The following is a 24,510-nucleotide window of genomic DNA, read 5'->3' as shown; positions in this document are numbered from 1 at the left end:
TTCAATTTTTCTTTCTCGCATTATCTAAAAAAATCATCATTTTTCATGTAAGCTAACCTAAACAAAAAATGATATTGCGTTAATTTGAAAATTAATGTCACTTTGAATGTGGTCGAAAGCTCATTAAACAAAAGGTTTTAAGTTCTCGACTGCGCTCGAAATGACAGTAGAATAGCGTTACTTGATTTAAGTAAACCAATAGCCTGCAAATTACGAAAACTAAAGCGGTTATTTCAAAAGCTATTCGTAATTTTATAAACGGAGCTTTTATTCATAACTTCATTATCAATGGTTATTTAGAAGATCAGAAATCGTAGTAAAAAGTATGGTGATTCTAAAGCTAGAATTTTAATACTTTGGAGCAGTTTTTTAAAAGAAATATGCTGTAATAATTGAAGGTTGGAATAATAAATTAACGCAAATGCTAATGTAGTCTTATAAAAACAAAAAGCCGAAACTCAAGTTTCGGCTTTTTTTTAACAATATATGGTTAATAGCGTTATATATGGTTAATAGCATTTTTTATGTGTAACTAACAAAGCTTTACAGTCTTTACTCTAATTTGAAGACTTTTTCTAAAGGTTTTTATACTGATAATTTCGGTGTTTTTTTTACGATTCATTTTTAAAACCTTAGCTTTAATTTCAGAAGAAATAGCAGCATCGCTAGATTCAGATTTTACGGTTTTAGAGGTTTCTATAACTTCTTTTTCATTGTTAACGATAACGTCTTGCTGTGCGAAACTTGCTAAAGACATTGTTAAAAATAATATGATGAATAAACCTTTTTTCATAATCGTAAGAAACTATTTTTGTTTTAACTTCGAGTCAAAGAAACACAAGATATTTAGCGTACATAAAATTTTTAGATAAAGTATATCGATAAACTGTTAAGTGGTAAACGCTAGTAAAAACCATCGATGAAATACATAAAATGCGCTCGTATCCCTTTAAATACGTTGATAAAGAAGTTGAATGACATTTTTATTAAGATAAAAAACACTTTACGATAAATTTTATCGACGAAATGCACGAAATAAGCTTGAAACACTTGTAAATAAAGAATTAATTATGGATGATTTTAGTAGTAACCGGTATTATGAATTGTTTTCTAAACAGAAGCTAAATCAATATGCAATAGGAAGTCGCAGTTATAAAGAACGCCTTAAAACGTTAAATAAACTTCAGGTAGCTATAGAAGAAACCTATAGAGTCCAAATTCAAGAAGCTTTACGTAAAGACTTAGGGAAGCCTGTTGTAGAAACTGAGCTCACTGAAATCTATGCCATCATTGGAGATATAAAATATGCAAAAAAGCATCTGCGTCAATGGATGCGCAAACAACAAGTAGAGACACCTCTAGCATTATTAGGTTCTAGTGCGTATATAAAGTACGAACCTAAAGGAGTCTGTTTAATTATTTCTCCTTGGAATTTTCCTTTCAATCTCACCTTTGGACCTTTGATTTCGGCAATTGCTGCTGGTAATACGGTTATTATTAAACCCTCTGAGATGACTCCACATTCGTCAAAAATTATGGCAAGCCTTATTGGTGATGTCTTTAATGAAGATCACGTCGCCTTAGTACAAGGTGAAGTTGAGGTTTCAACTGAATTGTTAAAATTACCTTTTAATCATATCTTTTTTACGGGTTCGCCACATGTTGGAAAAATAGTGATGAAAGCTGCATCGCAACATTTAGCTTCAGTTACCTTAGAATTGGGTGGTAAGTCGCCAACAATAGTTGATAAAACGGCAAACATCGATAAAGCCGCTAAGAAAACAATGTGGGCAAAATTTTTAAACTGTGGTCAGATCTGTGTTTCACCAGATTATGTTTTGATAGATGAAAGTGTAAAAACTGAATTTATTTCATCTTGTAAAAAATGGCTCCAAGCGTTTTATAACGATAATCCGAAAGCATCGGATTCTTATGGTAGAATCGTTACAGACAAACATTTTGAACGTTTAAGTTCGTATTTAGAAAATGCAAAAACCTTAAATGCTAAATTTGAAGTCGGAGGCAAAACGGATCGTGTATCAAAATACATAGCACCTACAATTATTTCAGATTTAAAACCTGAAGCAAAATTATTAGAGGACGAAATTTTTGGTCCCATCTTACCCATAGTTACGTATACAAGTTTAGATATGGCTATAGCTTATATTAATTCTAAACCAAGACCATTAGCGCTTTATATCTATAGTAAAAGTAAAGCGAATATAAATACGATTATAAATAACACTAGGGCAGGAGGTACCTGTATTAATAACAGCGTGCTCCATTACGCCAATCATAATTTACCATTTGGTGGAGTTAACAATAGTGGCATTGGAAAGAGCCATGGATTTCACGGTTTTAAAGCCTTTAGTAATGAACGCTCGGTACTAAAACAACATACATTTGGAGTGACTGAATTGTTGTTTCCGCCGTATAGTGGTTTTAAGGAAAAGCTAGCACGATTGACGATTAAGTGGTTTTAAGCCTTATTGAAATAATCTGATTGAATTTGCACATTCACTCCATCTTGATATTTAGTTACACTAAAATACTGATGAATTGAATAGTATCCTGTTTCTCCCTTTTTATTAACGGCAACATAACCCACTTGAAAATTTTTATAATTACTATTGGGTTTAGTAACAATTCTTCTAATCGCCTCTTCACAGGCTTGTTGCGGTGTTTTCCCTTGGCGCATTAATTCAACCACTAAAAAACTACCAACGGTTTTTACAACTTCTTCGCCTAAACCTGTGGCGACACAGCCGCCTATTTCATTATCTATAAATAATCCTGAACCTATAATTGGAGAATCGCCTACGCGTCCTCCCATTTTATATGCAAGTCCACTTGTTGTGCAAGCGCCAGAAATATCACCATTTTTATCAATGGCTAACATTCCAATTGTATCGTGATTTTCAATATTAATAATAGGTTGGTATTGGGCTTTAACTTTCCATTTTTGCCAGGCGTTTTTAGATGCTTCTGTTAATAAATTTTCGGGTTCAAAACCTTTAGAAATAGCAAACTGTTTTGCTCCTTCTCCGGCAAGCATTACATGTGGTGTGTCTTCCATAACTTTTCTGGCGACCGAAACGGCATGTGTAATATTTTGAAGATATACTACCGAGCCACAGTTACCATCTTTATCCATAATACTGGCATCTAGAGTGACATTACCATCACGATCTGGTAAGCCGCCTTTACCCACAGTTTGTCCTTTAGCATCGGCTTCTTCAATTCTGCAGCCTTGTTCTACGGCATCCAACGCATTTCCTCCAGCCTGTAAGATCTCCATCGCTTTGGCTGTTGCATTTTTAACATGCCAAGTGGCAACAACTAGAGGTAAGCCATATGAATTAGATGCAGCATTGTGGTTTTGTGCTTTATGTGTTTTAGCGATGTCCTCATTAGAATTAACTAGAGCATTGCCAACGGCAAAACCCAAGCCTGTTAACGACGTGTTTTTTATAAAATCTCTTCGTTTCATCGAAAATTGTTTTTTCGTTTCCGTGAAAAACGGAAATCTTATTTATTAATACGTCACTCCTTGTTTGTCTAATACTGTTTTGGTACGGTAGGCATAAAATAATAAATAACCAAAACAAGCCACAGCCATCCAATACGAGGACTGTATATTAAAGACATCAGCCAATTTTCCTTGAACAGGTGGTATAATTGCACCACCTAAAATCATCATAATTAAAAACGCAGAACCTTGAGACGTGTATTTTCCTAAACCCGCAATGCTCAATGTAAAAATACAAGGCCACATAATAGAACAAAACAGACCGCCAGACAAGAATGCAAATAATGCTAAGTTGCCAGAACTAAATAGTCCAATAAGCATTCCGATAATTCCTAATAAACTAAATATTTTTAGGGTTCTCACAGGATTATCTTTAGCCAAGAAAAAGCCACCAATTTGAACTGCAATACAAATGGCAAAGAATAGAATTTCGTTTATCGTAAAACTGTATTTAACCAAATTTGCTAAAATAATCACCGCGAATGCTACATAAGGAACGATAATTAATAATATCTTTTTTAACCCTTTACTCGGATTAAATACGGTTATAGCTCCAACCCAACGTCCAATCATCAATCCTCCCCAATACATGGATATATACTTTCCTAATTCCGAATCATTTAAAACCGGTAAACCAATGGTATTTAAACCTGTATTTGCAACACCTTGTTTTAAAAGTTCACCGAGATTACTTCCTATAGTGACCTCTACGCCAACATAAGTAAATATCGCTAGCATGCCTAGTACAAGTTGTGGGTATTTCATGGCACCCCAACCATCAGGGTTTTTAGCCGCACTAGAGTTGGCTACAAAAACTGTGGCAACAACAGCGAGCAACGCTAAAAATAAAATAATCAATCTTGTGTGTTCTATGTCTTCTGTTGAAATAGCATTTCCTGAATACGTACTAAAAATATAACCGAAGCAACCTACAATAACTAAAGTGAGTATAATTAATAAGTTTCGTGCTTTATTAGCTGGTTCAAATGCTGTTTCGGATTTAAGTGCGGGTAGTTTTTTTGAAAAATGAAATAATGCTGCTGCAATTAAAAATAGGGCACCCACGCACAAGTATAAAACTTGGACTGTAATTAGTGTAATCTCATTACTGTTAATCTTTTCAGCTAATTGATCTGTAGACCATGAAGCTGTTCCGAAAATAGCTAAACTGACTACAATTGGACCAATAGTTGTGCCGAAGGAATTTATACCACCAGTTAAATTTAAGCGATGCGAGCCCGTCTTAGGGTCGCCAAGCGCTACAGTAAACGGATTTGCAGCTGTTTGTTGTAATGAAAACCCTAATGCCACGATAAAAAATGCAATGAGTACCAAGTAAAACACGTCTGTTTGTCCTTGCTCTGCACCAGCCGTAGCCGGAAACATTATAAACGCACCAATGGCAGATAATAACAGACCATAAACAATTCCGTTTTTGTAACCCCAATTATTTAAAATGTCACGTTTAATAGCACTAGACATAACAAATAGAGAAAGTGCACCAATGTAATAGGCGCCATAAAAGGCAAAATCTACTAATTGCGATTGAAATTGATCAATGTTAAAATAGGTTTTACAGAACGGAATAAAAACGCTATTTGAAGCAGCTATAAATCCCCAGAAAAAGAAGACTGTGCATAACGTAGCTAAGGCAGATTTGTTATTGGAATTGTTCATATTAATTATTTAATTATTGAAACAAATCTATATTATTTTTTTAATTAAATCACAGATTCCTAATTATAGACCTATAATAATCATATTAATTACGAAGCATCGTTGGCGGCTAAGCTGCTAAATGATGAGACCAAAGTGTACTACTAAGATATTTAAAAAGATAGAAATTTCTTTACTTGACATTACAGATAAAAAAGACTTATTACAGTTCTTAAATTAGTGATTATATAACCTTTAACACTTTCATAAGATAAGACATTCGTCATATCCTTAAATTTGTAAATTCAAAACACCACTATAATGATTCGTTGGATACTATTTGCCATTCTATTTGTAATTATTACAATTTATGGATTTCAAGCTGTGAGAACTGTAACTAAGCAGACTTGGGTTTATTATCTGTTTTTTGGTATCGCTATTTTAGTGGTTGGGAATTTTATATATCAGTTTTTGGCCACTAGTGAAGGACGTGTGTTGACGACAGCAAAGAGTTTTGCTTTTGGATTTCTATTGGCTTTTATGGCTTTTAATTTAGTCTTGTTACCGTTTTTAATTGGCGAAGATATTATTAGAGGGATTATAAGCCTTTACGATAAATTTGTGATTAAAAAAGAGGTGTTTTATATGCCCTCTCGTCGAAAATTTGTGAGTCAGGTGGCATTAGGTATTGCTGCTATACCATTGTCTTCATTGTTGTATGGTATGTTTCAAGGCAAATATAATTTTAGAGTTCTTAATTACACCTTACATTTTGAGGATTTGCCAGACGCTTTTGATGGTTATAGAATAACTCAAATCAGTGATATTCATTCAGGTAGTTTCGATAATCAAGATAAAATTGAATATGCCATAGATTTAATTAATGAACAGAAATCTGATGTGCTTTTATTTACAGGTGATATGGTGAATAACAAAGCTTCTGAAATGTTACCTTGGTTAGATACCTTTGGAAGATTGAAAGCTAAGGATGGTAAGTTTTCTGTATTGGGAAATCATGATTATGGAGATTATGTCGATTGGAATTCACCTGAAGAAAAAGCTCAAAATCTAGAGGAATTAAAAGCCATACAAAAAGATATTGGTTTCGATTTGTTATTAAACGATAGTCGCTATCTCGAAAAAGATGGTCAGCGGTTGGCGTTAGTCGGAGTAGAAAACTGGGGAAAAGGAGGTTTTAAAAAGGCTGGTGATTTACAAAAGGCTTCGGCAAAAATAAAATCTGATGACTTTAAAATATTAATGACGCACGATCCGAGTCATTGGGAAGCTAAAGTGCTCAATGATCCTTATCACTATCACTTAACGTTAAGTGGTCATACACATGGTATGCAGTTTGGAATTGAAATTCCGGGTTGGATAAAATGGAGTCCTGCGAAATGGAGGTATAAGCAGTGGGCCGGAATTTATACCGAGTTAGGACAGTACATTAATGTCAATAGAGGTTTTGGCTATTTAGGATACCCAGGACGTGTAGGGATTTGGCCCGAAATTACAGTGATCGAACTCAAAAAAGGGTCGAAAAGTGCGTAATTGTAAAGAAATGCTTATTTTTATGATATGAGTACCTAATTTGTAGCGATTAAGGATTTATAAATTTGTTGTACTTATATATTTGACTAAAACTACAACCTATGTCAAAATTTGGGGAAATAATAGATGTTGAAATACCAGTACTTTTGGATTTTTATACCGAAAGAGACAATCATTCTATAGCGATGCATCCTATATTAAGAGATGTGGCGGCTGCCTTAGGTGATAAAGCAAAAGTAATTAAGATAGATGTAGATAAAAACAGAGAACTCGCGGAAGCTTTACGCGTTAAGGCGTTGCCAACGTTAATTATCTACAAAAATGGGGAGATGAAATGGAGGCATAGTGGAGAGCAAGATGCTAATACCATTATTGCCATTATTCAAGAATACGTTTAGTCAATTTATATATATGTTATTTTAGAGACGTTAAGACCCTTGAAACGAAAGCCCATTTGACTATAATGTTTTAAGACTTTAGGAAGTGCATATTTTAAATTTCGTGAGGCTTTTACACTGTCGTGAAATACGATAATACTACCTTCTTTTGCCGAAGACGTAATGTTTTTAAGGCAGGTTTTTGCAGAGACCGATGTGTCCCAGTCATAAGATAATACATCCCACAAAATAATTTGATAGTCTAATCCTTGCAGTTTACTACTTTGTTTGGGTTTGAATTTTCCATATGGAGGACGAAATAATTTTACGTTAGAACCAGAGGCTTGGTTAGAGTTGCGGTCAATATTCTTAGGATAATGATTGTGGAAAATGGTATCGATAAGTTGTTGCGTTTTTTCAACACTCTCAATATAAGCTTTAGTTTTAGTCTTCCAACCTTTTAAATGACTATAGGTGTGATTTCCTATGGAGTGCCCATTGGCCATAATTTGTTGAAAAAGCTTTGGATGTTTTTTTATGTTTTTCCCTATACAAAAGAAGGTTGCTTTGGCATTGTACTCTTGTAATGTGCTTATAACCCAATCTGTAATATCGGGAGTTGGGCCATCGTCAAAAGTGAGATATAAGACTTTGTTGTTTGTATCGATATTCCAGATAAAACTAGGGAACAATGTTTTAACAAAGTCGGGAGTTTTAGCTGGAATAATCTTCATCATTAATTTTCTGGTGCTAATAAATCTATAGTATCCTTTGTCATTTCCTGTAGGTCCATATCTTCTGGAACTTCTGGTAATTCGGCATCGTTATATCGATTCATAAGCTCGTCGAATAAGCTTAAATAGCTATTAAACTTTTGGGTTTCTTCTAAAGCAAACTCTTTATCATTATAGATGACTAAAATATCGATTAAAGCTCTATAGCGCTGAATGTCTAAGTAGATGTCTTCACCAACTAAACGTTCTTGGTTCTTTAATGAAAGGCTACTGTAATAGACTAAATTTTCTTGGTATTTTTTAGCAACATCTTTGTATAATGCGCGCCCTTTTTCCACATTGCCTATTTCGTAATAAGCACTTACATATGGTTCTAGTAAGGAATAGAAGCCAAATTTATCCACTGGCATTTTTTCCATTGCGATATCCGCTATGTCTTCGGCTTTTTCTAATTCATCTTCATTGATAAGTTGTTCTATTAAGCGTGCTAAATTGCCTCTGTAAGTAATACCATTTCTTCTGGTTTCAATATCGTAGTAGATATCTTCTCCACTGCCTCCCCATTTCCAGTTCTTCACCATATTGTACATCAGCTCTGGGTCTACGCGTCCCATATCATAAGGGTTTGCTTTATCTACTGGTGTTTTAATTGGTACCAGCTTATAGCACATACCATCGAGTTGTAAATAGTCTTTTAACCATACATAATCTTCAGCTCCAAAAGCACCACCAGTAAAATATATTGGACGTTCCCAATTATTGTTAGCAATAATATCTAACATTAAAAGACGGTTTTTATATAGGTAGCTGCCACCAATTTGTGTATAAAGATTATCTTCAATTTTATCAGCGTCTTTAGGCTTCACAATTCCATTCTTTAATACTATCTCTTTATTGACAGGGATACTAATATTGCGAGTTGGAAAATAATTAGAATTTAATAAATGCTTTGGATATTGACTAGGATCTTCACCTTGTCTTTCAACTACAAATTTGAATTTTGTACTTGGCTTTTCACTAGATATAAAATCCATAAAATCTTGAATGGATAAAGTGTCATTTGTGATTTCTCTTCTAATAATGACATCTCTTGTGCCACCTCTATACTGTTTGTGTGTAAGTTGCGAAGGGATTGGATCACTGTCATAAGCCTTTCGTTTCATTTGGTCAATGTACCAATCCGTTTGAAATAAACTGGTGTTTACGACACGCACATCGGTACGTACTCCTTCGATTTCTTGTAAATACCATAGTGGGAAGGTATCATTATCTCCAATGGTAAAAAGAATGGCATTTGGAGCACAAGATTCTAGGTATTTTCGTGCCATAGAATTTGTGGTATACTTCCCAGAGCGATCATGGTCATCCCAGTTATTTGCAACCAATATACCAGGAACTAGAACTATGCAGACTAAAGTAATTACTGGTGCTAGGATTTTAGTTTTAATGCTAGAACTAATGAGGTGGTAAATGGCGTAGACCCCAAAACCAATCCAAATTGCAAAAACATAGAAAGATCCTACTACAGAATAGTCACGTTCTCGAGGTTCAAAAGGTCTTACATTAGTGTAGAATTGAATAGCTAAGCCTGTTAGTAAAAAGAAAACTAATAGAACCCAAAAACGTTTTAAGTCGGAATACATTAAGAAGAAGAACCCTGTTAATCCTAAAATTAAAGGTAAGAAGTAATAGGTGTTTCTTGCTTTATTTTCAAGGACGTCTGTTGGCAGATTGTCTTGCGATATACCAATGTGTAATGCATCAATCCAATCGATACCAGAAATCCAATTTCCATTTTTGTGGGTATATCGTCCTTGGATATCATCTTGTCTCCCTGTAAAATTCCACATAAAATAACGCCAGTACATGTACCCAAATTGGTATTGAAACATGTACACTATGTTATCCAAAAATGAAGGTTTCTCAATAATAAGGTATTGCTGGCCATAGCGCTTTAAAAACTGGTTATAACCATCGTAATCAATTTCACCATTAGCAACACGCATTTTGAAGTCGTTGATGAGCTCATCAAATTGTTGTTTTTCTCCAAGTGCATATTGTGCAGCTTGCTGTTCGGTTAAACCAGCGTTAAGTGCTTCATTGTATGCACGGGTTTGTAGACTAGGATCTACCTTAAAGTCAATTAAACCTGTGAACATCATATAGTTTTCTGCATGTTCTGCGCTCCACATTCGCGGCAGTATAGATGCGTGTTCATGGTTGTAGTTTTGCTTACTTTTTTCCCAATCGTTTATAATAATGTATTTGCCAGCCTCCTCGTCGCGTTCGTAGTTCTTTTTATCATCTATAAACGGTTCATCTTTATCGGCACCAGAGTACACTTCCGTAAACAAGGGACCATAAAATAAATGGGTTTCAGGATATTGCTCTAGATTATAATACGCTAAAAGCTCTCTCGCATCCGATGGGTTATTTTCATTAATTACAACTTGTGCATTTGCTCTAATAGGGAGCATCATCCAAGAAGAGAAGCCAATAAAAATAAACATTAAGCACAATACTAAAGTATTGGCGTGTTTCATGCCATTTTTGCGCGTATAATTCAGACCAAAATAAAATAACGCAATAACCATTATACCAGTAATAATGGTACCTGAGTTAAAAGGTAGCCCTATTGAATTTACAAAAAACACTTCTAAATATCCAAAGAGTTTTAAGGTAGATGGTAATAACAATTTGAATATGAACAATAAAATTGCTGCAGAAGCAATATTGGCAATAATAAAATTCTTAACTGTTATAGTTTTATAATTTTTAAAATAATAAAGTAACCCTATGGCAGGAATTGTCAATAGTCCCATAAAGTGAACTCCAAAAGATAAGCCAATTACAAAAGCGATAAGGATTAACCAACGGTTGCCTCTTGGTTGATTCATGTCGCGTTCCCAACGCAATCCAAGATAGAATAAAACAGCCATTATAAGTGTTGCCATGGCATACACTTCGGTCTCTACAGCATTAAACCAAAACGAATCAGTAAACGTAAATGCTAAGCTTCCAACTAAGGCGCTACCTAAAATAGCATAAGCTTTGCCAGTATCTTTGTCTTCATTATATTTGGTAAGCTTTACCAGTAGAAGACTGATGGTCCAAAACATAAACAGAATGGTAAATGCACTTGCAACACCACTCATCATATTCATAATAGCACCAATTTGTGACGGTTCTAAAGCAAACGTAGAGAAAAATGCACCAAACATTTGAAATAATGGTGCTCCTGGTGGGTGTCCTACTTGTAGTTTGGATGAGGTTAAAATATATTCACCAGCATCCCAAAAGCTAACGGTTGGTTCTATAGTAAGGCCGTATACTATAACTGCTACTGTAAAAACAAACCATCCTAAGATGTTGTTCCACTTTTTAAAGTTGAAATCTTTCATGAAAACGTTGCTAATTAGTGCTCGCGAATTTACTAATTAATACCTAAAAGTCTACATTTTTAAGTTAACGTTAAGTATTTTAAAAAATTTTCCTGATTTTTTTTGCGAAAGTGAAACTTTGTATTAAATTTGCACCCTCAAAATGAGAGATTGGCCTATGGTGTAACTGGCTAACACATCTGTTTTTGGTACAGAAGAGTCTAGGTTCGAAACCTAGTAGGCCAACCAAAGTTTAAATCCTAATTCGTATTCGAATTAGGATTTTTTTTGTTTTATAGCACATGCATAACGTTTTAGCGTTAATCTATAAAGAGCTCTTGCCTAAGTTTTATTGGTTTTAAAATGAAAATCCTAATCAATATTGATTAGGATTTATATTTGCGATTTTTTTTATGTTAATATATGCTTGAAAAACGCATGAAAAATTTGATGTTCTATATTTTAAATGTAATTACAGGTCGCTTAGCGTGGTTTACAATGTCTTCACTTATACTGCCATTAAAGAAATGCGCAATACCTTGTCGGCCATGAGTACTAATACCTATGAGGTCTGCGTTTATGTCTTTAGAAACGTTTAAGATGCCTTGTTCTACAGTATAGTCATTGTGAATGGTAATTGTATAATTATCATAGTCAATTCCAGAAATAAAATCATTAATACGTGTCTTGGCTTCGTAAGAGGTCATAAAGTTACTTGAGGTAATGACGAGCAATAAATGGATTTTTGACCCAAAAGCTTTTGCAAATTTTACAGCTTGTTTATAGGTTTCTTTATTGTCGTTTTGAAAATCTGAAGCAAATACAAAATTATTAACCTTAAAAGTTTGATGTTCATTTTTGATAACTAAAACTGGCACCTCAGAAGATCTTACTACTTTTTCTGCATTAGAACCTACAAACATTTCCATCATGCCTGTTGCGCCATGAGACCCCATTACAATCATGTCAATGTCAAACTCTTTGCAAGAGTCTTTTATTTCATTAAAAGTGATATCGGTTTTTACGGTTTCATGGACGGTGATATCTTTTAGGTAGTCTTGAGCTATAAGATTTTCAAATCTTTTTCGAGCCAAGTTCATAAAAAATAAAGTTTCAGGAATATCACTTTTTGCTTGTCCAGGATCTGAATGTTGCATCGGAATTTCCATCATATGCAGTAAATAAATTTCTGCATTGTATGTTCTAGCGAGCATAGCAGCAACTTTTAGAGCATTTTCTGCTTGTTCAGAAAAATCTGTCGGAACTAGTATTTTATTCATATTTATGGGTTTATTTAGTCTTTCTAAATTTAAGAAAATAAATCCACATTACATAGCTTGGGTAATTTAATATAAAAGTCGTATATTTGCACCGTTATTTACTAAAAATGAATAAGCGAGAGGACGAAAAGTCCTCTCTTTTTATATCAAGAAATGTTTAAGAAAATAGTAGAAGACTTATTACAAACGGCATTAGAAGAAAGGCAAGATCTGTTCTTAATAGACTTTACCATGTCTGGAGATAATGCAATAAAAATTGTGATTGATGGTGATAATGGTGTCTTAGTAGAGGACTGTATGTTTATCAGCAGAGCCATTGAACATCATATCGATCGAGAAGAACACGATTTTTCTCTAGAAGTGTTATCATCAGGTGCAGCATCTCCGTTAGTTTTACCAAGGCAGTACAATAAGCATATTGGTAGAAATTTAGAAGTAAAGACTTTAGATCAGCAAAATTTAGAAGGCGAACTCACCGAAGTAAACGATGAAGGTGTCGTATTAAGCTGGAAAGCTAGAGAGCCAAAACCCGTAGGGAAAGGAAAAGTAACAGTAGCTAAAACAGCAACTATTGCTTTTGACAATATTAAAGAAGCAAAAGTTAAAATAAAATTTTAATTCATATCAATTATGGAAAATGTAGCGTTAATTGAGTCATTTTCAGAATTTAAAGACGACAAATTAATAGATAGAGTTACGCTAATGGCGATTCTTGAGGATGTATTACGTAATGCATTGAAGAAGAAGTATGGTGATGACGATAACTTTGATATCATTATAAACCCAGATAAGGGAGATTTAGAAATTTGGAGAAACCGTATCGTTGTTGCAGATGGTGAAGTAGAGGAACCAAATCAAGAAATTGAATTGTCTGAAGCACAAAAAATAGAACCAGATTTTGAAGTTGGTGAAGACGTTGCAGAAGAAGTAAAGTTAATAGATCTTGGAAGACGTTCTATCTTAGCATTAAGACAGAATTTAATTTCTAAGATTCACGAACACGATAATACTAACATCTATAAGCACTTTAAAGAGCTTGAAGGTGAGATTTATACAGCAGAAGTACACCACATTCGTCATAGAGCAATCATTTTGTTAGATGATGATGGTAATGAAATTATACTTCCAAAAGACAAACAAATTCCTTCAGATTTCTTTAGAAAAGGAGAAAACGTAAGAGGAATTATTGAAAGTGTAGAATTAAAAGGAAGTAAGCCTGCCATTGTAATGTCAAGAACATCTCCTATATTTCTTGAAAAATTATTTGAACAAGAAATACCAGAAGTTTTCGATGGTTTAATTACAGTTAAAAAAGTAGTGCGTATTCCTGGTGAAAAAGCAAAAGTTGCTGTAGATTCATACGATGATAGAATTGATCCAGTAGGAGCTTGTGTTGGTATGAAGGGGTCTAGAATTCATGGTATTGTCCGTGAGCTAGGAAACGAAAACATTGACGTTATTAATTACACTAATAACATTCAACTTTTTGTAACAAGAGCATTAAGTCCAGCAAGAGTAACATCTTTAAAGTTAGATGAAGAAAACATGCGTGCTGAGGTGTTATTAAAACCAGAAGAAGTTTCAAAAGCCATTGGTAGAGGTGGTCATAATATTCGTTTAGCGGGTCAGTTAACCGGTTACGAAATTGATGTATTTAGAGAAGGTGCAGAAGAAGATGTGGAATTAAAAGAATTCTCTGACGAAATTGAAGGTTGGGTAATTTCTGAATTTAGCAAGGCTGGATTAGATACAGCAAAGAGTATTTTAGAACAAGATGTAGCTGATTTAGTGAAGCGTACAGATTTAGAAGAAGAAACCATCTTAGACGTCATTGCGATTCTAAGAGAAGAATTTGAAGAATAATATCAAAATATTTTTTAAAATGATTTGAAATATTTCATTTTTAAATTTAAGTTGGTATCATATTAATTTTAATTTAAAATTAATATATAATATATTTAAGTATTTTACAGGCAGTTTATGGCTCAAACAACAAGATTAAACAAAGTATTAAGGGAATTAAACATCTCAATAGATCGTGCTGTGGATTTTTTAGAATCCAAAGGCATCGAAATTGAGAAGAGTCCTAATACTAAAATTTCGCTAGAGGTTTACAATACGCTTTCTGATGAATTTCAGACAGATGCATCTAAGCGTGAAAAAGCTCAAGAAGTAAGTGAAGCAAAACTTAAGGAAAAAGAAGAGCTTCGCGAACAACGAGAACGTGAAATTGAAGAGAAGCAAAAGCAAAAAGCTGAAAGGGATGCCGTAGTTAAGGCTAAAGCTGAGTTAAGTGGACCAAAACAAGTTGGTAAAATTGACTTAGACAAAAAACCTAAAGCTGAAAAGAAAGAGGAACCTAAAGCTCCAGAAGTTAAGGAAGAACCTAAAGCTGAACAACCTGAGGTAAAGTCTGAAGTGCCAAAGGAAGCACCTAAAGTTGAAAAACCAAAGGAGACTGAAAAAACAGAAAAGCCAGCGAAGGTTGAAAAAGTAGAAAAAACCGAGAAGGTTGAAAAGGCTGAGAAGGTTGAAAAAACTGAAAAAGCAAAACCAAAGGTAACTTCCAAGAAAGAAGACACTACTGAAACTCCGAGTGCGCCAGTAGAAGAAACGCTTAAAACACAGTATAAAAAACTGACAGGTCCTGTAACTACAGGTAAAAAGATTGATTTATCTCAGTTTAATAAACCTAAGAAGAAGAAAACTGAAGCTTCAAAATCATCAGGTGATGCTAATAAACGTAAAAGACGTCGTATTAGTAAAACAGGAAACGATAGCTCAGGGAAACCTAACTTCGATAATAGAAGAGGAGGAGGAAAAGGAAGAGGTAATTCTACAAGACCTAAAGTGGTTAAAGAAGAGCCAAGTGAAGAGGATGTTCAAAAACAAATCCGTGAAACTTTAGAAAAGCTTCAGGGTAAATCTAATAAAGGTAAAGGAGCTAAATACCGTAGAGATAAGAGAGATCAACACCGTCAACAATCGGAAATTGATCAAGAAATTGCAGCAGCAGAAAGTAAAACCATTAAGGTAACTGAGTTTGTAACTGTAAGTGAAATGGCAACCATGATGGAAGTTGGAGTAACTCAGGTGATTTCGGCATGTATGTCTCTAGGTATGATGGTAACCATGAACCAGAGATTAGATGCAGAAACTTTAACTATTGTTGCTGAAGAATTCGGTTTCGATGTTGAATTTATTAAAGCGGATATCGAAGAGTCTATAGTCGTTGTAGAAGACGATCCTAAAGACTTAGTAGAAAGAGCACCTATCGTAACCGTAATGGGTCACGTAGATCACGGTAAAACCTCGTTATTAGATTATATTCGAAAAGAAAATGTGATTGCAGGTGAATCTGGAGGTATTACACAGCACATTGGTGCCTATGGTGTACAACTAGAAAATGGTCAAAAAATAGCATTCCTAGATACACCAGGTCACGAAGCCTTTACAGCGATGCGTGCGCGTGGTGCCCAAGTTACTGATATTGCTATTATTGTTGTTGCAGCAGATGATGCTATAATGCCGCAAACTAAAGAGGCTATTTCTCACGCTCAAGCTGCAGGAGTACCAATTGTATTTGCGATTAATAAAATTGATAAGCCAGACGCCAATCCTGAAAAGGTTAAAGAACAATTGGCACAAATGAATCTTTTAGTAGAGGATTGGGGAGGAAAAATTCAATCTCATGATATTTCTGCTAAAAAAGGAACAGGTGTTCAAGAACTATTAGAAAAAGTATTATTAGAAGCTGAACTATTAGAATTAAAAGCCAATCCTAATAAAGCGGCTAGTGGAACTGTAGTAGAAGCATATTTAGATAAAGGTAGAGGATATGTATCCACTATTTTAGTACAAGCAGGTACTTTAAGAGTTGGTGATTATGTTTTAGCAGGTAAGAATAGTGGTAAAGTAAAAGCTATGCAAGATGAGCGAGGCCAAGATGTTAAAGGCGCTGGCCCTGCAACACCTGTTTCTATTCTTGGTTTAGATGGAGCACCACAAGCAGGTGATAAGTTTAATGTCTTTGCAGATGAACGTGAAGCGAAACAAATTGCTACCAAACGTGCACAATTACAACGAGAGCAATCGGTTAGAACACAACGTCATATTACTCTAGATGAAATTGGAAGACGTATTGCACTTGGTGATTTCCAAGAGTTAAATATTATTCTTAAAGGTGATGTAGATGGTTCTGTTGAAGCCTTAACGGATTCATTCCAAAAATTATCTACCGAAGAAATTCAGGTTAATATTATACACAAAGGTGTTGGTGCCATCACAGAAAGTGATGTGTTGTTAGCCACAGCTTCTGACGCTATTATTGTTGGATTTAACGTACGACCTGTCGGAAACGCAAGAATGATTGCTGATAAAGAAGAAATTGATATCAGAACCTATTCTATTATCTATGCAGCAATTAATGATCTTAAGGATGCTATGGAAGGTATGTTGTCACCAGAAGTTAAAGAAGAAGTGACAGGTACAGCAGAGATTAGAGAGATATTTAAGGTTTCTAAAGTAGGAAACATTGCTGGTTGTATGGTAATGAATGGTAAGATTTACCGAAACTCTGGTATCCGAATCATTAGAGATGGTGTGGTTGTTCATACAGGTGAATTAGCTGCATTAAAACGCTTTAAAGATGATGTAAAAGAAGTCTCTAAAGGTTATGATTGTGGTATGCAAATTAAAGGCTATAACGACATTGCTCAAGGCGATGTTATAGAAGCTTTCCAAGAAGTAGAAGTAAAGAAAAAGTTGAAGTAATAAATTTAACTATTATAGAACAAAAAAACCGACAAGCCATTGTCGGTTTTTTTTATAGCATAGCATTAGGTATTTATTTTTCGGTCTTAGGTTGAAGAATATTAGCGTACATATAATTCTTTTTAATCTTAACTAAAGCTCTATCGGCTTCCAGTCTAGACGCAAAATTACCAACCCAAACCTTGTAATTTGGTGTATTCCATATGATCTCTGTTGGCCATTCATCATAAGTATTTAAGAAATTTTCTTTTTCTCGCTGCGCTTTATCGATATCAATACTTTGGTAGACCTGAATTTTATACACTTTAGTGGTTTTAATATCCTTTTTATACTCAAGTAGTTTGTCAATGTCGCTATCTTGTGTGACATTAACGACTCCTTCTTGTGCGTGCAAGGCAACAGATAGACCGAAGCCAGCCAATAAAAGAGCAAAATTTTTAGTTTTTAATTTCATAAGTTCAAAATTATTAGACAAAGGTAGAGTATTCAAATTAACCGTAAAAAAATATTTTTAACGCCATTTCTATTGTAAACAATTGCGCTTCAAGACGTCGATAAATAAGGAACGAATATTCTCACAATAAATTTTAAAAACATTATTTAGAATTAGTATAAATTATCTATTAACACTTCTCTAAGATTTTCAAAATCGACTTTAAATGTTACTTTTGCCAGAGTTTTTATAAACATCTTTTTTCACTTTTTTAATGAAAAAATCGTACCAAAGTTTAGAAGATAATCCAACTTATAATATGAAACAGGTGATTTACTGTAGTTTAACCTCAAAGATTTTTAGTCTTTGTCTTGTTCTATTGCTTTCTTTTTCAACCTCCCTTACAGCTCAAGAAGGTGATCCAGTAAATGGAAAATCGCTCTTTAATTCTAATTGTGCCGCATGTCACAAGTTAGATAAGCCTATGACGGGTCCAGCTTTACGTAACGTAGAAGCTAGATTAGCTGATGAGCAAGGTTTAGATAGAGAATGGTTAAACGCATGGATTAGAAATAGCTCATCGCTAATAAAAGCTGGTGATGATTATGCTAACAAGATCTTTAACGAGTATAATGGGACTCCGATGACTCCGTTTCCTCAACTGAGTGATCAGAATATTTCTGATATTTTAGCTTATACTGCTGCTCCGGCACCGGAACCAGTTGTTGCAGAAGTACCTCAAGGTGGACCAGTGCAACAAGGAGGGATTTCAAATGATTTAATTCTTGGTGCATTAGCATTATTGTTTGCGCTACTGGCAATTGCATTAGTTTTAGTTAACCGTACTTTAAATCGATTTGCTAAGGCGAAGGATATTGAAGTTGTTGCAAGCCAAGAAAAAAGAACGCCATTATGGAAGGCATTTGTTCAAAATCAATTTTTGGTTTTAGTTACAGCAATTATCTTTTTGTTGGCTAGTGGTTATTTTGTGTATGGCTATTTTATGCAAGTAGGTGTTGATCAAGGTTACGAGCCGGTACAACCTATTCATTATTCTCACAGAATTCACGCAGGTGATAATGGTATCGATTGTAAATACTGTCACTCTTCTGCAAGAGTAAGTAAGACTTCAGGTATTCCTTCTTTAAATGTTTGTATGAATTGTCATAAATCAATTTCAGAGGTAGCACCTGAAACGTTAGCTGAAGGAAATGAATACGGTGTGGATTATAATGCGGAAATTCAAAAATTATACGATGCAGTAGGATGGGATGGTACGGGTTATACAGGTGATTCAAAACCTGTAAAATGGATTCGTATTCACAACTTACCAGACTTTGCTTATTTTAACCACTCGCAACACGTAGAAGTTGGTGGTATAGAATGCCAGACATGTCATGGACCTGTTGAAGAGATGGAAATTATGTACCAGCATTCTCCATTGACGATGGGATGGTGTATTAACTGTCACAGAGAAACAAATGTAAAAGTTAAGGATAACGAATATTACACTAAGATTCACGAAGAATTATCTAAAAAGTATGGTGTTGAGCAATTAACAGTAGCGCAAATGGGTGGTTTAGAATGTGGTAAGTGTCATTACTAAACTCATTTTCGTAATTTTCTAGAGTTAATAGAAAAGACGTTAAAGAGCACAAACATTAAAATTAAAGAGTTAAATATTTAGATTGGATTGGTTAGAGTTTTAAAGGCTTTAATTTTAAATTCGAAAATCGAAAATTATAAATAAACACTATGTCATCAAACAAGAAATACTGGAAAAGTGTTGAAGAGCTAAACGAAAATAGCTCTATTGTTGAGGCGCTTCAACAAAATGAATTTGTGGAAGAAATTCCTACAGATGAATTTTTGGGAGATAAAGAGTCTTTAGAATCTTCATCTACATCGCGTCGTGATTTCTTAAAATACGTTGGTTTTAGTACTGCCGCTGCCTCATTAGCAGCATGTGAAGGACCCGTGATTAAATCCATTCCTTATATTGTGCAACCAACAGAAATTATTCCTGGTGTTGCTAATTATTATGCAACAACGATTGCAGATGGTTTTGATTTTGCGAGTGTTTTAGTGAAGACGAGAGAGGGAAGGCCAATTAAAATTGAAAATAACACGGATGCGGCATCTAATGGTATCGCTAATGCCAGAGTTAATGCGTCAGTTTTAGGGTTGTATGATAATCTTAGAGTGAAGTCACCAATGAAAGGTGGATCTGCCATTTCTTGGGACGCTTTCTTGTCGGAAACAACTTCTAAATTAAAAGAACTAAATGGAAAGCAAATTGTGTTGTTAACACAGTCTATGCCAAGTCCATCAACGAATAAACTTATAGCTGAATTTAAAGCTAAATACGGAAACGTAAGTCATGTATCTTACGATGCAGTTTCAGAATCTGCAACCTTAGATGCATATCAAGCCAAGTACGGCACAAGAGGTATGGCTAATTACGATTTTTCTAAAGCGATGACTATTGTTTCTGTTGGTGCTGATTTCTTAGGAGATTGGCAAGGTGGAGGTTTTGAATCGGCTTATGCGAAAAAACGTGTGCCAACCAATGGTAAAATGTCTAGACACATTCAATTTGAGTCTAATATGTCATTGTCAGGGGCAAATGCAGATAAGCGTGTACCGTTAACTCCAAGTCAACAAAAATTAGCACTTGCTAAACTTTATAGTTATGTAACAGGTGTAGCATTACCAGGATCGTTACCAGAAGGTTTGGATAAAGCTGTTAAGGCTGCTGCTAAAGAATTAAGTCAGGCTGGTCGTAATGGTGTTGTAGTTTCAGGTATACAAGATGTAAATGCGCAGACTACCGTTTTAGAAATTAATGAGCACTTAAGAAGCAGAGCTTTCGATCCTGATACAACAATTAAAATAAGACAAGGTAGTAATGAAGCCGTTGCAAAATTAGTAGCTGATATGAAAGCTGGTAAGGTTGGAGCCATCATTATGAATGGTGTAAATCCTATGTACACCTTGCCAAATGCATCAGATTTTAAAGAAGGTTTGGATAAGACAGCATTGTCGGTTGCCTTTTCGATGAAAGAAGACGAAACAGCATCAAATTGTCAATACATTGCAGCTACTCCTCACAATTTAGAATCTTGGGGTGATTTCGAATTGAAAACAGGGCATTATTCAATGATGCAACCTACAATTCGTCCATTGTTTGATACCAAGCAGTTTCAAGAAGTATTAATGAGTTGGACAGAGACGTCTGGGTCGTATAGAGATTACTTAAAATCTGTATGGACTAAGAGCATATTAAATGGAGCTTCATTTAATAAAGCAGTTCAAGATGGAGTCTTTGTTTCAGGATCTAGTCAATCTAGTTCTTCTTCAACAACAACGACATCTACATCAGAATTACAAGATAAAAAAGATAGAACATTTTTAGGTGGGGTTATCCATGATGTTGCAGTCGGTGTTGGTATTAAAGACGAGGATAAAGACGTCTATAAAACAACAACTACAACAAGTACGGTAAACAATGGAGTAGATACATCTGCTATTTTAACCGGAGGTACTGCGGCAAGAGCTTTAGCAGCTTCTGCAAAGGAAGGTAACTTAGAGTTATCACTCTACACTAAAGTAGGTATGGGTGATGGTCAACAGGCCAATAACCCTTGGTTACAAGAATTTCCTGATCCTATTACTAGAGCGTCATGGGATAATTATATTACCGTATCTCAGGCAGATGCCAAAGCATATGGATTGGTAAATGAAAATGTTGCTAATGGTGGCCTGAATGGAAGTTATGTAGACGTTACCGTAAATGGTGTAACAGTCTCTAAAGTGCCGGTGTTAATTCAACCAGGACAAGCTAAAGGTTCTGTTGGGATGGCATTTGGTTACGGAAGAACTTCTAAGGCACTTAAAGATGAAATGAAAACGGGCGTTAATGCGTATCCGTTATATCAAAACTTTAATGCGGTACAAGAAGTAACGATTAGTAAAGTTGCTGGTGAGCATGAATTTGCTTGTGTACAATTACACAATACCTTAATGGGTCGTGGTGATATCATTAAAGAAACGACATTAGAGGTATTTAATACAAAAGATAAGAAATATTGGAATGCTGTTCCACAAGTTTCACTTAATCATATTGAAACTCCTGTCACCTCACCTGAGGTTGATTTATGGGATGAATTTGATCGTTCTATCGGACATCACTTCAACTTATCCATAGACTTAAACGCTTGTACAGGTTGTGGAGCATGTGTAATAGCATGTCACGCAGAAAACAATGTACCAGTAGTTGGTAAGTCTGAAATGAGACGGAGTAGGGATATGCATTGGTTGCGTATTGACCGTTACTATTCTCACCAAGATACTTTCAGTGAAGATATTGAAGAAAAAGAAGCTACAGATGGACTTGGCTTAGGTAACTATATGTTTGGTGATAGAGATAGTGATGGTTCACTATCTACTTTTGCAAGATTAGAAGAACCTGCTGATAATCCACAAGTGGTTTTCCAACCGGTAATGTGTCAGCACTGTAACCACGCACCTTGTGAAACAGTTTGTCCGGTTGCGGCGACAGCACATGGTCGTCAAGGTCAAAATCACATGGCTTATAACCGTTGTGTAGGTACAAGATACTGTGCAAACAATTGTCCTTATAAAGTACGTCGATTCAACTGGTTCTTGTATAACAAGAATGACGAATTTGACTATTACATGAATGACGATTTAGGTCGTATGGTATTAAACCCAGATGTTGTAGTACGTTCTCGTGGTGTTATGGAAAAATGTTCTATGTGTATTCAAAAAACACAAAAAACAATTCTTGATGCTAAGCGTGAGGGACGTCCTGTTAAAGATGGAGAATTCCAAACAGCTTGTTCTGCGGCATGTGGAAACGGAGCTATGGTATTCGGTGATGTTAATGACAAAGACAGTAAAGTCTCAGCATTGAAAAAGGACGATCGTATGTATCATTTATTAGAATACGTAGGTACAAAACCAAATGTTATGTACCATACTAAAGTGAGAAATACATCAAAAGCATAAATTAAATTAAGAAACAAGTATATAATTATGGCGTCTCATTACGAAGCACCTATTAGAAGACCTTTAGTTACTGGCGAAAAATCGTATCACGATGTTACTGTAGATGTAGCAAGACCAGTTGAAGGCAAAGCAAACAAAGCATGGTGGATTGTTTTCAGTATAGCTTTGGTCGCATTCCTTTGGGGAATAGGTTGTATTATTTATACAGTATCTACTGGTATTGGAGTTTGGGGTCTGAACAAGACTGTAAACTGGGCTTGGGATATTACTAACTTCGTTTGGTGGGTTGGTATAGGTCACGCAGGAACACTGATTTCTGCAGTACTATTATTATTCCGTCAAAAATGGAGAATGGCAATTAACCGTTCTGCGGAAGCCATGACCATCTTCTCTGTTGTACAAGCAGGTTTATTTCCAATTATACACATGGGTCGTCCATGGTTAGCATATTGGGTATTACCAATTCCTAATCAATTTGGATCATTATGGGTTAACTTTAACTCACCATTACTTTGGGATGTATTTGCGATTTCAACGTATTTATCAGTATCACTAGTATTTTGGTGGACAGGTTTATTACCAGATTTCGCTATGTTAAGAGATAGAGCTGTTAGACCTTTTCAAAAGAAAATATATGCTTTAGTGAGTTTCGGTTGGTCAGGTAGAGCAAAAGATTGGCAACGTTTTGAAGAAGTATCTTTAGTACTTGCCGGTTTAGCAACACCATTAGTACTTTCAGTGCACACTATTGTATCTTTTGATTTCGCAACCTCTATAGTTCCGGGATGGCATACTACCATTTTCCCTCCTTACTTCGTAGCTGGTGCAATTTTCTCTGGATTTGCAATGGTAAACACGCTTCTTATTATTATGAGAAAAGTGTGTAACCTTGAAGATTATATTACAGTACAACACATCGAGTTAATGAACATCGTAATTATGCTTACAGGTTCTATCGTTGGTGTGGCTTATATTACTGAGTTATTTATTGCATGGTACTCTGGTGTAGAATACGAGCAATTTGCTTTCTTAAACAGAGCAACTGGACCTTATTGGTGGGCTTATTGGGCAATGATGTCTTGTAATGTATTTTCGCCTCAGTTTATGTGGTTTAAGAAACTTAGAACGAGTATTATGTTCTCATTCTTTATCTCTATCGTGGTAAACATTGGTATGTGGTTTGAGCGTTTTGTAATTATTGTAACATCATTACATAGAGATTATCTACCATCATCTTGGACGATGTTTTCACCAACATTCGTTGATATTGGAATTTTCATCGGAACCATTGGTTTCTTCTTTGTACTATTTTTATTATATGCGCGTACATTCCCAGTGATTGCACAAGCAGAAGTGAAAACAATATTGAAATCTTCAGGAGAGCGTTACAAACGTATTAGAGAAAGTGGAGAGTCACTTTCTGGCACTGGTGCAGATGCAAGAACTTCAAACTTTAAGATTCCAGAAGAAACTACGGCTTCAAAACCGCTTCAAGATAACACTGAGAAATTGGGTAATCTATTAGAGGGTATTGGTAGATTTGATCCCTCAATACAAACAGCTGATGACTTAAAAGTTATTAGTGGTATTGGCCCAAAAATGGAAGAAGTACTTAATAACATTGGTATCTTTACTTATGCACAAGTAAGTAAAATGACAAAAAGAGAATATGACTTGTTAGATGAAATTACAGGTTCTTTCCCAGGAAGAGCAGAACGTGATGATTGGTCAGGACAAGCTAAAAACCTATTAAACAACTAATATAG

16 protein-coding genes and 1 tRNA gene are annotated in these 24,510 nt (G+C 35.1%); 10 read left to right on the top strand and 7 right to left on the bottom strand.

Features of this window, described 5'->3' with window-relative positions; genetic code table 11:
- Positions 1-532 precede the first annotated feature (532 nt).
- Positions 533-793, bottom strand: coding sequence for a hypothetical protein (locus tag C8N41_RS01085; protein ID WP_092446523.1), 261 nt, complete (start codon positions 791-793; stop codon positions 533-535).
- 277 nt (positions 794-1,070) lie between these two features.
- On the opposite strand from C8N41_RS01085, the gene C8N41_RS01080 reads away from it, so the two are divergent.
- A complete protein-coding gene (locus C8N41_RS01080; protein WP_115837850.1) occupies positions 1,071-2,483 on the top strand; it encodes an aldehyde dehydrogenase family protein in 1,413 nt (470 codons plus the stop codon).
- Here the strand turns inward: C8N41_RS01080 and C8N41_RS01075 are convergent.
- Entirely contained in the window at positions 2,480-3,490 is a 1,011-nt protein-coding gene (locus C8N41_RS01075; protein ID WP_115837848.1) for a N(4)-(beta-N-acetylglucosaminyl)-L-asparaginase, read from the bottom strand. The genes C8N41_RS01080 and C8N41_RS01075 overlap by 4 nt on opposite strands.
- Positions 3,491-3,535: 45 nt before the next feature.
- Positions 3,536-5,206: an MFS transporter gene (locus tag C8N41_RS01070; RefSeq protein ID WP_115837846.1), complete on the bottom strand. Its 1,671-nt coding sequence runs from the start codon at positions 5,204-5,206 to the stop codon at positions 3,536-3,538.
- 300 nt (positions 5,207-5,506) lie between these two features.
- Between C8N41_RS01070 and C8N41_RS01065 the strand changes: the two genes are divergently transcribed.
- Complete coding sequence (locus C8N41_RS01065; protein ID WP_092446527.1) at positions 5,507-6,736, top strand: metallophosphoesterase; 1,230 nt, start codon at positions 5,507-5,509, stop codon at positions 6,734-6,736.
- Between the two features lie 101 nt (positions 6,737-6,837).
- A complete protein-coding gene (locus tag C8N41_RS01060) occupies positions 6,838-7,134 on the top strand; it encodes a thioredoxin family protein (protein WP_092446528.1) in 297 nt (98 codons plus the stop codon).
- A gap of 5 nt (positions 7,135-7,139) precedes the next feature.
- On the opposite strand, the gene C8N41_RS01055 is transcribed toward C8N41_RS01060, so the two are convergent.
- The gene (locus C8N41_RS01055; protein WP_317124565.1) at positions 7,140-7,850 is read right to left on the bottom strand and encodes a polysaccharide deacetylase family protein; all 711 of its coding nucleotides are present in this window, start codon (positions 7,848-7,850) and stop codon (positions 7,140-7,142) included.
- Positions 7,850-11,248 (bottom strand): glycosyltransferase family 117 protein, encoded by a 3,399-nt coding sequence (locus C8N41_RS01050; RefSeq protein ID WP_115837842.1) that lies wholly within the window; start codon positions 11,246-11,248, stop codon positions 7,850-7,852. Before C8N41_RS01050 ends, C8N41_RS01055 begins: the two co-directional genes overlap by 1 nt.
- Before the next feature lie 151 nt (positions 11,249-11,399).
- On the opposite strand from C8N41_RS01050, the gene C8N41_RS01045 reads away from it, so the two are divergent.
- Positions 11,400-11,476, top strand: a tRNA-Gln gene (locus C8N41_RS01045).
- Positions 11,477-11,682: 206 nt separating this feature from the next.
- On the opposite strand, the gene C8N41_RS01040 is transcribed toward C8N41_RS01045, so the two are convergent.
- Entirely contained in the window at positions 11,683-12,507 is an 825-nt protein-coding gene (locus C8N41_RS01040; RefSeq protein ID WP_092446531.1) for a universal stress protein, read from the bottom strand.
- Positions 12,508-12,660: 153 nt separating this feature from the next.
- Here C8N41_RS01040 and rimP point away from each other — a divergent pair, with 153 nt between their 5' ends.
- The 3 genes from rimP (at position 12,661) to infB (ending at position 17,280) form a co-directional block, all read left to right on the top strand.
- Positions 12,661-13,125 (top strand): ribosome assembly cofactor RimP, encoded by a 465-nt coding sequence (rimP, locus tag C8N41_RS01035; protein WP_092446532.1) that lies wholly within the window; start codon positions 12,661-12,663, stop codon positions 13,123-13,125.
- Between the two features lie 12 nt (positions 13,126-13,137).
- Positions 13,138-14,370 carry a transcription termination factor NusA gene (nusA, locus tag C8N41_RS01030; protein WP_092446533.1) on the top strand — a complete coding sequence of 411 codons (1,233 nt, stop codon included), beginning with the start codon at positions 13,138-13,140 and terminating at the stop codon, positions 14,368-14,370.
- Positions 14,371-14,487: 117 nt separating this feature from the next.
- A complete protein-coding gene (infB, locus tag C8N41_RS01025) occupies positions 14,488-17,280 on the top strand; it encodes a translation initiation factor IF-2 (RefSeq protein ID WP_115837840.1) in 2,793 nt (930 codons plus the stop codon).
- A 73-nt stretch (positions 17,281-17,353) separates the two neighbouring features.
- On the opposite strand, the gene C8N41_RS01020 is transcribed toward infB, so the two are convergent.
- On the bottom strand, positions 17,354-17,734 hold the full coding sequence (locus tag C8N41_RS01020; RefSeq protein WP_092446535.1) for an SPOR domain-containing protein: 381 nt from the start codon (positions 17,732-17,734) through the stop codon (positions 17,354-17,356).
- A 298-nt stretch (positions 17,735-18,032) separates the two neighbouring features.
- Between C8N41_RS01020 and C8N41_RS01015 the strand changes: the two genes are divergently transcribed.
- The 3 genes from C8N41_RS01015 (at position 18,033) to nrfD (ending at position 24,505) form a co-directional block, all read left to right on the top strand.
- The gene (locus C8N41_RS01015; RefSeq protein WP_115838756.1) at positions 18,033-19,319 is read left to right on the top strand and encodes a c-type cytochrome; all 1,287 of its coding nucleotides are present in this window, start codon (positions 18,033-18,035) and stop codon (positions 19,317-19,319) included.
- A 149-nt stretch (positions 19,320-19,468) separates the two neighbouring features.
- The gene (locus tag C8N41_RS01010) at positions 19,469-22,744 is read left to right on the top strand and encodes a TAT-variant-translocated molybdopterin oxidoreductase (protein WP_092446536.1); all 3,276 of its coding nucleotides are present in this window, start codon (positions 19,469-19,471) and stop codon (positions 22,742-22,744) included.
- Positions 22,745-22,771: 27 nt separating this feature from the next.
- Positions 22,772-24,505 (top strand): NrfD/PsrC family molybdoenzyme membrane anchor subunit, encoded by a 1,734-nt coding sequence (gene nrfD / locus C8N41_RS01005; protein WP_115837838.1) that lies wholly within the window; start codon positions 22,772-22,774, stop codon positions 24,503-24,505.
- Positions 24,506-24,510: the final 5 nt, after the last annotated feature.

Source organism: Winogradskyella sediminis (genome assembly GCF_003387355.1).
GTDB classification, from domain to species: Bacteria; Bacteroidota; Bacteroidia; order Flavobacteriales; family Flavobacteriaceae; genus Winogradskyella; species Winogradskyella sediminis.
Note: the sequence above shows the minus strand (reverse complement) of the source record. Positions and strands in the feature narration are given on the sequence as shown.

What these genes read in the sequence shown, in the direction of transcription:
- C8N41_RS01085 (WP_092446523.1), bottom strand. Translation starts at nt 793, where the DNA reads ATGAAAAAAGGTTTATTCATCATATTATTTTTAACAATGTCTTTAGCA.
- C8N41_RS01080 (WP_115837850.1), top strand. Translation starts at nt 1,071, where the DNA reads ATGGATGATTTTAGTAGTAACCGGTATTATGAATTGTTTTCTAAACAG.
- C8N41_RS01075 (WP_115837848.1), bottom strand. Translation starts at nt 3,490, where the DNA reads ATGAAACGAAGAGATTTTATAAAAAACACGTCGTTAACAGGCTTGGGT.
- C8N41_RS01070 (WP_115837846.1), bottom strand. Translation starts at nt 5,206, where the DNA reads ATGAACAATTCCAATAACAAATCTGCCTTAGCTACGTTATGCACAGTC.
- C8N41_RS01065 (WP_092446527.1), top strand. Translation starts at nt 5,507, where the DNA reads ATGATTCGTTGGATACTATTTGCCATTCTATTTGTAATTATTACAATT.
- C8N41_RS01060 (WP_092446528.1), top strand. Translation starts at nt 6,838, where the DNA reads ATGTCAAAATTTGGGGAAATAATAGATGTTGAAATACCAGTACTTTTG.
- C8N41_RS01055 (WP_317124565.1), bottom strand. Translation starts at nt 7,850, where the DNA reads ATGATGAAGATTATTCCAGCTAAAACTCCCGACTTTGTTAAAACATTG.
- C8N41_RS01050 (WP_115837842.1), bottom strand. Translation starts at nt 11,248, where the DNA reads ATGAAAGATTTCAACTTTAAAAAGTGGAACAACATCTTAGGATGGTTT.
- C8N41_RS01040 (WP_092446531.1), bottom strand. Translation starts at nt 12,507, where the DNA reads ATGAATAAAATACTAGTTCCGACAGATTTTTCTGAACAAGCAGAAAAT.
- rimP (WP_092446532.1), top strand. Translation starts at nt 12,661, where the DNA reads ATGTTTAAGAAAATAGTAGAAGACTTATTACAAACGGCATTAGAAGAA.
- nusA (WP_092446533.1), top strand. Translation starts at nt 13,138, where the DNA reads ATGGAAAATGTAGCGTTAATTGAGTCATTTTCAGAATTTAAAGACGAC.
- infB (WP_115837840.1), top strand. Translation starts at nt 14,488, where the DNA reads ATGGCTCAAACAACAAGATTAAACAAAGTATTAAGGGAATTAAACATC.
- C8N41_RS01020 (WP_092446535.1), bottom strand. Translation starts at nt 17,734, where the DNA reads ATGAAATTAAAAACTAAAAATTTTGCTCTTTTATTGGCTGGCTTCGGT.
- C8N41_RS01015 (WP_115838756.1), top strand. Translation starts at nt 18,033, where the DNA reads ATGAAACAGGTGATTTACTGTAGTTTAACCTCAAAGATTTTTAGTCTT.
- C8N41_RS01010 (WP_092446536.1), top strand. Translation starts at nt 19,469, where the DNA reads ATGTCATCAAACAAGAAATACTGGAAAAGTGTTGAAGAGCTAAACGAA.
- nrfD (WP_115837838.1), top strand. Translation starts at nt 22,772, where the DNA reads ATGGCGTCTCATTACGAAGCACCTATTAGAAGACCTTTAGTTACTGGC.